5 protein-coding genes are annotated in these 5,504 nt (G+C 74.2%); 2 read left to right on the top strand and 3 right to left on the bottom strand.

All coding sequences use genetic code 11. From position 1 onward, the window contains the following. The 3 genes from LCE31_RS35940 to LCE31_RS35930 all read right to left on the bottom strand — a co-directional run. Positions 1-481: GntR family transcriptional regulator (locus tag LCE31_RS35940; protein WP_225022067.1), on the bottom strand; the 481-nt coding region annotated here is incomplete at its 3' end. Between the two features lie 267 nt (positions 482-748). Continuing rightward, on the bottom strand, positions 749-2,140 hold the full coding sequence (locus LCE31_RS35935) for an aspartate aminotransferase family protein (RefSeq protein WP_225022066.1): 1,392 nt from the start codon (positions 2,138-2,140) through the stop codon (positions 749-751). Positions 2,141-2,335: 195 nt separating this feature from the next. Continuing rightward, positions 2,336-3,343 carry a GlxA family transcriptional regulator gene (locus LCE31_RS35930; RefSeq protein ID WP_225022065.1) on the bottom strand — a complete coding sequence of 336 codons (1,008 nt, stop codon included), beginning with the start codon at positions 3,341-3,343 and terminating at the stop codon, positions 2,336-2,338. A gap of 165 nt (positions 3,344-3,508) precedes the next feature. Between LCE31_RS35930 and LCE31_RS35925 the strand changes: the two genes are divergently transcribed. Both LCE31_RS35925 and LCE31_RS35920 read left to right on the top strand, forming a co-directional pair. Next, positions 3,509-4,150, top strand: coding sequence for an HD domain-containing protein (locus LCE31_RS35925; protein ID WP_225022063.1), 642 nt, complete (start codon positions 3,509-3,511; stop codon positions 4,148-4,150). A gap of 345 nt (positions 4,151-4,495) precedes the next feature. After that, the coding region (locus LCE31_RS35920) for a serine/threonine-protein kinase (protein WP_225022061.1) at positions 4,496-5,504 on the top strand (1,009 nt) is incomplete at its 3' end.

Raw genomic sequence — 5,504 nt, 5'->3', positions numbered from 1 at the left:
CCGCGGCCCCCGGGCGGGGGGGGCGCGCCCCCCCGCCCGGCGGCCCCCCCCCCCGCGGGGGGGGGGGGGGGGGGGCGCCGGGCGGGGGGGGGGCGTCGGCCCTGGCGACGCCGAACCGCCCGCCGGCCGCGGCAACGAGCCCCGTCACCGGGCAGTCACCGGCCTCGGGAAGCGTCTGCTCCAGCTTCCTGAAGACGCCGTCCTCCAGCAGGGACCTGGCCTCGACCATCCCCCGGAAGTCGTCGAGCGAGAAGGAGTGGACCCGGAAGCCCTTGTGCTGGTCGGAGTCGAGCAGCCCCTGCGCGCAGAGGTCGACCAGTGCCTCCCGTACGGGGGTGGCGGACACGCCGTACTGCTCGGCGATCGTCCTGACGCTGAACTCGCGGCCCGGCAGCAGTCTGCCCGCCAGGATCTCGTCACGCAGCGCGTCCGCGATCTGCTGCCGCAACGTGTGCCGGGTCACGGCTCCGCCGTCAGGCATGGTCGGTGTGCGTCCCCTCGTACGGTCGTCCCACGGCCCGCGTCGACGCGGCCCGCCTCGCGGAAAAGGTTCCCGTCACAGTACGGCCTGCGAGCCCGGTGGAACGCTGGAGGGGCGGGACGCCACGGAGGCGATGGCCGAAAAACGACCCTCACCCCCGTCGGCCGCCGAGTCCCGTGGCGACCGCTGAGTCCCGCGTCGACCGCCCAGCCCCCGGCCGGGCGCCTGCGCCACGGGTGCGCGCGCGGAACCGCGCCCGGGGTGCCGTCACACGGTGTGCTCGTCGGCGACCGCCAGGGCGGCGTCCAGGGCCGCCAGCCCCTCTTTGGCCTCGGCCTCGGTGATGTTGCAGGGCGGCACGGCGTGGGTGCGGTTCATGTTCACGAAGGGCCACAGGCCGTTCTTCCTGCACTCCGCCGCGAACGCGGCCATCGGCGCGTTCGCCTCGCCCGTCGCGTTGTACGGCACCAGCGGCTCGCGCGTGGCCCGGTCCCGTACGAGCTCCAGCGCCCAGAACGCGCCCATGCCGCGCACCTCGCCCACCGACGGGTGCCGCGCGGCGAGGTCGCGCAGCCCGGGGCCGAGGACGTTCTCGCCGAGCCGCGCGGCCTGTTCGACGATCCCCTCCTCGGCCATCACCTCGATGGTCGCGACGGCCGCCGCGCAGGCCAGCGGGTGCCCGGAGTAGGTGAGTCCGCCGGGGAACGGCCGCTTGGCGAAGGTCTCGGCGATCGCGCCGGAGATCGCGACGCCGCCGAGCGGCACGTAACCGGAGTTGACGCCCTTCGCGAAGGTCAGCAGGTCGGGCACGACGTCGAAGTGCTCGGTCGCGAACCACTTCCCCGTACGGCCGAATCCGGCCATCACCTCGTCCGCGACGAACACGATCCCGTACCGGTCGCAGATCTCGCGCACACCGGCGAGGTAGCCGGGCGGCGGCGTCATGATCCCGGCCGTGCCCGGCACGGTCTCCAGGATGACCGCCGCGATCGTCGCGGGCCCCTCGTAGCGGATCGTCGACTCCAGGTGGTCGAGCGCGCGGGCGCACTCCTCCTCCTCGGTCGACGCGTAGAACGGCGAGCGGTACAGGAACGGCGCCCAGAAGCGCACGACCCCGGCGGCCCCGGTGTCGTTCGCCCAGCGGCGCGGGTCGCCGGTCAGGTTGATCGCGGTGGTCGTACCGCCGTGGTACGAGCGGTACGCGGACAGCACCTTCGGCCTGCCGGTGTGGACGCGCGCCATCCGGATCGCGTTCTCGACCGCCTCGGCGCCGCCGTTGGTGAAGAAGACCTTGTCGAGGTCGCCGGGGGTGCGCTCGGCGATCAGGCGGGCCGCCTCGGACCGCGCCTCAAGGGCGAAGGCGGGCGCGAAGGTGGCGAGCCGGCCCGCCTGCTCCTGGATGGCCGCGACGACCTTCGGGTGCTGGTAGCCGATGTTCGTGAAGACCAGTCCGCTGGCGAAGTCGAGGTAGCGGTTGCCGTCGTAGTCCCAGAAGTACGAGCCCTCGGCGCCTGCGACGGCGAGCGGGTCGATCAGTTCCTGGGCGGACCAGGAGTGGAAGACGTGCGCGCGGTCGGCCGCCTTGACGGCGGCCCCGGCCTGCGGGTCCGGTGCGACCTGGGAGGTCTCGTGAGGGGACAGAGGCGTCGGGGGGATCATGTGCGCCAGCGTAGGGACCGGCGCGGCCGGCCGGTATCACCACTTTGTATGGAGTGGCCCACTTTCCTGGGCAGGGTGTCGTACGGGCCCGCCGGCGGCCGGGTCGTCGCGGGATGCGCGGGGCGCCGGTGCCGGGCCCTCGCGGGATGCGCGGGGCGCCGGTAGCGGTGCCGGCAGCGGGTCCTCGCGGGATGCTCAAGGTCCCGGCAGTGGTGCCGGTGCCGGTGCCGGTACCCCGGAGGTGCGGAAGCGCGCCCGGTACGTGGACGGCGTCACGCCCAGGTGCCGCAGGAACGCCCGCCTCAGCGACTCGTCGCTGCCGAGTCCGCTGCGCCGCGCCGCGCCCGTCACCGTCTCGCCGCCTTCGAGGAGCGCACGCGCCGCCTCCACCCGTACGGATTCGACATAGCCGGCCGGGGTCGTCCCGACCTGCTCGTTGAACAGCCGCGTCAGATGCCGTCCGCTGATCCCGCCGCGCCGCGCGAGCGCGGTCAGGCAGTGGTCGGCCGCCGGGTCGGCGGCGATCTCGCGCACCAGGTCCCGCAGCACGTCGTGGCGCGGGGCCGGGGTTCGGGCGGCGACCGAGAACTGCGACTGGCCGCCCGGCCGCCGCAGGAACACCACCAGGTCCCGCGCGACGTCCCGGGCCAGGCCAGCGCCCTCGTCCGCCTCGACCAGCGCGAGCGCCAGGTCGATGCCGGCGGTGACGCCCGCCGAGGTGTACGTACGGCCGTCGGCCACGAAGATCGCGTCGGGTTCGACGGCGACGCGCGGATGGCGGCGGGCCAGCGCCGCCGCGTGCCGCCAGTGCGTGGTGGCGCGGCGCCCGTCGAGCAGGCCGGCGGCGGCGAGGGCGAAGGCGCCGGTACAGACGGAGGCGATCCGGGCCGCGCCGGGCGCGAGCGCCGCGACGGCGCCGGTCAGGCCGTCAGGCGGCGGGCGCAGCGGCAGATCGTCGGAGCCGGGGACGACCAGGGTGCCGGGGGCCGCCGGCCGCTCGAGGAGTTCCCCCACCGACACGTCGGCGGCCAGCCGGGTGCCGGTCGACGTGACGACGGGCCCGCCGTCCACCGAGCAGACGAGCGTCGCGTACCGGCCGCCGAGCCCGGCGGCCGTGCCGAACACTTCGAGCGGCGCCGCGATGTCCATGAGCCGGGCGCCGTCGTACACCAGGACGGCCACGGTCCTCGGATGCCGGGTCATGCCCCCACCGTAGCCCGGGGCCATGTCCGGATGTGTGGGATACGTGTCCGCTGTGACATGGCGGGCGCAGGCGCGGCGGCCGAGAGTGGGACGGAGAAGCCGGACCTGCCCGTGCACAGCACCTGGACGATCTGAACCGGCTCAGGACCGAGGAGTGGAACAGCGATGGCAGCAGAACGGATCGCGGGCGTCGAGATCCCCGACAGCGCGCTCGCCCGGGAGGCCACGGAGCTCATCCGGGACACGGCGGACGCCCTGGTCTACGACCACTCGCGCCGCGTCTTCCTCTTCGGCGCGCTCCAGGGCGCGGCCCGGGCCCTGTCGTTCGACCCTGAGCTGCTCTACATCGGCGCGATGTTCCACGACCTCGGCCTGACCGAGGCGTACCGCACGTCCATGCGGCGCTTCGAGCTCGACGGCGCGAACGCCGCCCGCGACTTCCTGCGGCAGCGCGGCCTGACCGAGGAGAGCGCGCGGATCGTGTGGACGTCGATCGCGCTGCACACGACGCCGGAGATCCCCGGGCAGATGGAGCCCGAGGTCGCGCTGGTGACGGCGGGCGTCGAGTACGACGTACTGGGCATCGGCTACGACGCCCTGCCGGACGACGTGCGTGCGGCGGTCGTGGCCGCGCACCCGCGCCCCGACTTCAAGCGCCGCATCCTCCAGGCGTTCACGCACGGCATCGAGCACCGCCCCGACACGACGTTCGGGAACGTGAAGGCGGATGTGCTGGCCCACTTCGTGCCGGGTTTCGTACGGACCGACTTCGTGGACGTGATCGAAGCATCGGCGTGGCCGGAGTGACCGGGGTGGCCCGGGTGCCGCGAGTGACTTGCACGACCCGAGTGACCTGAGTGGCTTGCATGACCCAAGTGACCCAAGCGGTCTCAGTGACCCAAGCAGCCTGAGTGACCCGAGTGACCCGAGTGACCCGATCGCCTGTTTGACCGATGTGGTCCGAGAGGTCCGAGTGACGGGGCGCCGCCGCGCCCGAGGACGCGAAGGTTTTACCGCTCCCCCACCCTTCCCCCGCCGAGAACACGATTTGGTGGGCATGGCAGTCTCCTGCGGGACGGGGCAGCCGAGTCCCGCTTCGTGGCCCGCGCCGGGCGGGACACGTCATCGGGTAGGGGGAGGGACCGCTCGGTCATGGACAAGCTCGCACCAGGGGATTCGCGAAGCATCGGCCCGTACTGGCTGCTGGCACGGCTGGGCTCCGGCGGACTCGGCCAGACGTTCCTGGGCCGCTCGGGCGAGGGCCGTACGGTGGCGGTCCGCCTGATCCGGCGCGAACTGGCGGACCAGGCCCCGTTCCGCGAGAGCCTCCGGCAGGAGGTCGAGGCGGGCCGCCGGGTGGCGGGCAGCTGGATCGTCCCGGTGGTGGACGCCGACACGGAGTCGGACGCCCCCTGGGTGGCGAGCGAGTACATCCCGGGGCCCACGCTCCTCGCCCTCGTCTCCGGCGGTGGCCCGGCTTCCGGTGGCGGTGGCGGTCGAGCCGGCGCCGGCGCCGGCGGGGGAACGGACGGCGCCGGTACGCGGCCCGGCCCGCTGCCCCCGCGTTCGGTGCGCGTCCTCGCGTCGGGCCTCGCCCACGCGCTGCGGGAGATCCACACGGCGGGCGTGGTCCACCGTGATCTCAAGCCGTCCAACATCCTCATCACCGAACAGGGGCCCCGGGTCGCCGACTTCGGCATCTCCCGCGCGCTGGACGCGGCCACCGACGGCGGCCTGCGGCTGACGGGCGCCCTGACCGGCGCGCCGGGCTTCATGTCGCCCGAGCAGCTGCGCGGCGAGACGTCGACGCCCGCATCCGACGTGTTCAGCCTCGGCTCCGTGCTGACGTACGCGACGACGGGACGCCTCCCGTTCGGCTCCACCGACAGCAGCGCGCACTCCCTCCAGCTCCGCATCACGCAGGAGGAGCCGGACACCTCGGGCCTGCCCGAGGCCCTCGCGCTGCTCGTCCGGGAGTGCCTGCGCAAGAACGCGGTAGAGCGCCCCTCCACCACCGTGATCCTCAGCCGGGTCGGCGAGCCGGAGACGGCGGGCGGATCATGGCTCCCCGGCGGCGTCCTGGCCGAGATGGGGCAGCACACGGTCCGACTGGCCCCGGCGAAGCCGCCCGGGCCGACGAATCCGGCGGGTCCGGCGGGGG

The organism is Streptomyces sp. 8L, assembly GCF_020176795.1.
GTDB lineage: Bacteria > Actinomycetota > Actinomycetes > Streptomycetales > Streptomycetaceae > Streptomyces.
This window is presented reverse-complemented; position numbering and strand designations above follow the sequence as displayed.

Coding starts and splice junctions, on each gene's coding strand:
- LCE31_RS35935 (WP_225022066.1), bottom strand. CDS start 2,140: ATGATCCCCCCGACGCCTCTGTCCCCTCACGAGACCTCCCAGGTCGCA.
- LCE31_RS35930 (WP_225022065.1), bottom strand. CDS start 3,343: ATGACCCGGCATCCGAGGACCGTGGCCGTCCTGGTGTACGACGGCGCC.
- LCE31_RS35925 (WP_225022063.1), top strand. CDS start 3,509: ATGGCAGCAGAACGGATCGCGGGCGTCGAGATCCCCGACAGCGCGCTC.